Below are 3,879 nucleotides of genomic sequence, written 5' to 3' on the forward strand. Positions count from 1 at the left end.
ATTGATTTATCATATTAATGCCTTCACTTTGCTCTTTGATTGATTCACTCATCTCATTTATTGATTGAGCTAATACATTTGTATTTGCTTCTATCTCACCAAGTGATTTTTGAGTTCTCTCAGCTAGCTTTCTTACTTCATCAGCCACGACAGCAAATCCTCTGCCATGTTCTCCAGCTCTTGCTGCTTCTATTGCTGCATTAAGAGCAAGTAAATTTGTTTGATCTGCTATATCTCTAATGATAGTTATGATGTTTTTGATCTCATCACTTTGTCTTATAACATCAGCTGTCTTTTGAGAGATGGCATTCATTGAGCTTGACATTTGCTCAACTGCAGCTGCACTTTCTTGAAGTGAGCTTGCTTGTGTGCTAGCACCTTGTGTAAGCTCTTTCATAGCTGAAGCTAGGGTTGTAGCCTTTTCTTCAAGCATCTTGGCATCATTTAAATTTGAGTTTAGCATAGTGCAAATTACCTCACCCATATTTGATACTCCAAGTATCATAGCCTTTAGATCGGCCTCTAGCTCGTCATTTATCTCAACCTTTGCTGTAAAGTCGTTTTTAGTATATGAGCTAAGAACATTTGTTATGCCCTTTAAATTTGCTGAGATAGATGTAAAGAATTTATTTAGTAGCTCTTTTAGTTCATTTAGTGATGGGTTGTTTGGAGTTGAGCCTATCTTTGCTCCAAGGTTTCCTTTGATCATTAAATTTGCTACCTTATTTAGCTCATCTATCATGGTGCTATCTTTTTTGATGCCAGCTACTACTTTATCGATGTTTTCATTTATCGCTTTGCTCATCTCACCAAATTCATCATTTGATCTTACCTCTAGTTTGCTTGGTGCTTTTGCTTCGTAAGTTACAAATTTAAATAGATCATCAAGCTTAGACTGGATAGTTTTTATAGGGTTAAGAGACTTTTTAAGTAAGAAATAGACAAATGCTGAGAGGATAACGATAAATAACACTGCTAGGATTAGTTGGATCTTTAGGAGGGGCATAGTCTGGCTCGTGAAAGTATCGGCATTTATCGCAGCAACTGCGAGCCAGCCGTCGTCATTTAGAGGCAAAATTTTAGCCGAAACATTTACGCCTTTTGAGTTTTGGTATGAGATCAAGCCATTTTCGTCAAAGTCCTTGCTAGCAAATTTCGCAGCCAGCGTCTTTGTCGCGTTTGTGGCTTGATTTATAAGGCTTTCGTCATCATGTAACAAGATAACACCATCTTTGTCCATAAAATAGACATAGCCAAACTCAGTTTTACCCATCTTTAGAAGCTTTTTACTTAAAAGCCTGATATTAACATCAGTAAATGTAGCTCCCAAAAGCTTGCCGTCCTCCGTTATCGGAGTAGAGAAAGTCATGCATAAGTCGTGCTCTGGGGCGACCATGTCTATATATGGCTTTGTAAAGATAGTTTTTCCGCTACTCTTTGCGGCGATATACCAGCCCCTGCCCCTTGGTTCGTATTTATCTTTTTCTGGGGTTAAGGTTTTGCCATTTGAGCCATAAGTATAGCCGTTGCTCTCTGCTGCAAAATAGGCACCTATGACTATTGATTTTAAATTTTCTTTTGTAGATTTTAAACGAGCAAGAATTTCATCTTCGTTACCCACACTGCCCACTAGCTTGCTAGCTAGCTTTTGCGAGTCCTCCATGTAGTCATCAATAAAACTTTGCGTCACAGACTTAATGTCAGATAGAATTTGATCTTGGTTTTGGCTGATCAGCTTCACCACCTCCTCTTTTGCGTTAAAGTAGCTAACAGCCGACATCGCAGCAAAGCATACACTCAAAAGAACAATAAGCGTCAATGCGATCTTGTTTGATATAGATCTCATTTCATCCTCCTTGTGAAATATTAGTAGAATTATAATATTTAAAATATAAATTTAATCTTTTGTTTTAAATAATATTTTATATTAAAAAGTGATTAAATCTATAAAAATAACGTAAATTAGCGATATAATAGAAATTTTTTAATTAAATTTGATTTATTTTATAAAATATATTTGAAGTAAAATATTTAATTTTTAGCATGAAAACTGGTTTATGAACTAAAATCATGCTAGTTAAACTTAAACAAAAAAGAAACTTCTTAAATTTAATGTGTAATACTAATTTAAATGTGTGTTATCTGTAAAAAAATGATGCAGAAAGTATTATAAATTTAGCCAGAGACCAAGTCGAACTGGCTAAATTTGGTGATATTTAAATTTCTTTATAACCGACTATATTTAGTCCAAAACCGGCTAAGCTTACAAATTCTTTATTTTTATTTGAGCTTAGAAGCTCGATATCCTTTACGCCAAAGTGATTTAAAATTTGCGCTCCAATGCCGTAGTCTTTGCTAGTATTTGAGTTGTCACTATCTAAAAAGATCAAAATTCCGCCATTTTGGCTTAGAAATTTGATAGTTTTTAAAAGCTCGTCATATTTTGGACTACTCAAAAGCTCGTGATCGGCGAGTATCTTTTGAAATTTGACATTTGCCTTACTCTTTGGCTCACCAAAAAGATAAGCTGAGTGGATTTTGCCTTTGTGATCTGTGATATCGTATCTTATAGCCGCGCAGTCTGCGATCATCACGTTGCTTTTTTCACCAACTCTTATGAGGCTTTCGTGGCTTAGTCTATACTCAACAAGATCAGATACGCTGATCATATTTAGCCCAAATTTCTTGCAAAACTCCTCTAGATAGTCGCGTCTTGCCATTGTGCCATCTTCTTTTACGATCTCACATATCGAAGCCATAGGGCTAACGCCAGCAAGTTTGCAAAGATCGACCGAGCCCTCGGTGTGGCCTGTGCGAACGAGCACGCCGCCATTTTTTGCGATAAGCGGGAAAATGTGTCCAGGGCGCACGAAGTCCTCAGGCTTTGAGCTAGCATCGGCAGCAAGCCTGATCGTCATATCACGCTCATATGCGCTCACGCCAGTTGTTGCGTCTTTTGCGTCGATCGTAACCGTAAAAGCTGTCTCATGGCTCGATGTGTTTTTGGCTACCATTAGCGGTAGATCAAGCCTTTTTGCGTTCGCCTCGTCCATCGCAAGACAGAGCACGCCCTTTGCATGAGTGATAGCAAAATTTACCTTTTGCATGTCGCTACTAGCTGCTGAAAAGACTAGATCGCCCTCGTTTTCGCGGTCCTCGTCATCGACCATAACGACCATTTTGCCATTTTTTATATCCTCAATCGCTCTTAATACATTTTCAAGTGCCATAATTGTCCTTTTATAAATTTTTACGATTATATTGATATTTTGATAACTAAGAGATAAAAATAATATTTTTTCTTTGCCGGTAACCACTTTTGAGAAAAAATAGAATTTACACCAAAAATTTAAGCTTTTGAGGTTGAATTTAACTATATGATAAGATGGTTTTATCTGCTAAAAGTATAAAAATTAATTGTATATTTGCATGATAAAGCGATTTTTGACTTTAAATTTTAAAATATGCCTTAATATCAGGCAACAACAAGTTGTTATTTTAGCTTATTAATAGCACTATAAAAATAATTGAAACTTAAATATTATTCATTTAGAAAATCGAGTGAAAATTGGGCTTTCGTCGTTATTTTGCTATAAAAACTAAAAATTTTTAATAGAGAAAAATATATTTTAAATTTTTCTAAAGACAATATTTTATGTATTATTTTACATATTATTTAACAGAATATTTTATAAAAAAATTGCATTAAACTTAAAAAATAAAGACAAAAATAAAAAAATGAAAAATTTAAAAGTAGATGGCGCAGCGGACGGGGCTCGAACCCGCGACCTCCGCCGTGACAGGGCGGCATTCTAACCAACTGAACTACCGCTGCACCTAAAAGTAATGGTGGTCGCTATAAGACTCGAACTTATGACA

General features: G+C 35.8%; 2 protein-coding genes and 1 tRNA gene. All 3 read right to left on the reverse strand.

What is annotated here, in order from left to right:
- Positions 1 to 1,846: methyl-accepting chemotaxis protein (locus tag CVS81_RS09700; protein WP_107965838.1), on the reverse strand; the 1,846-nt coding region annotated here is incomplete at its 3' end.
- A 370-nt stretch (positions 1,847 to 2,216) separates the two neighbouring features.
- Positions 2,217 to 3,230 (reverse strand): bifunctional 3,4-dihydroxy-2-butanone 4-phosphate synthase/GTP cyclohydrolase II, encoded by a 1,014-nt coding sequence (locus tag CVS81_RS09705; protein ID WP_107965839.1) that lies wholly within the window; start codon positions 3,228 to 3,230, stop codon positions 2,217 to 2,219.
- 528 nt (positions 3,231 to 3,758) lie between these two features.
- Positions 3,759 to 3,835 (reverse strand) — tRNA-Asp (locus CVS81_RS09710).
- Positions 3,836 to 3,879: the final 44 nt, after the last annotated feature.

Source organism: Campylobacter concisus (genome assembly GCF_003049065.1).
GTDB lineage: Bacteria > Campylobacterota > Campylobacteria > Campylobacterales > Campylobacteraceae > Campylobacter_A > Campylobacter_A concisus_BE.

Bases quoted from the DNA above. Each gene is read 5' to 3' on its own strand.
- CVS81_RS09705 (WP_107965839.1), bottom strand. From the start codon at position 3,230: ATGGCACTTGAAAATGTATTAAGAGCGATTGAGGATATAAAAAATGGC.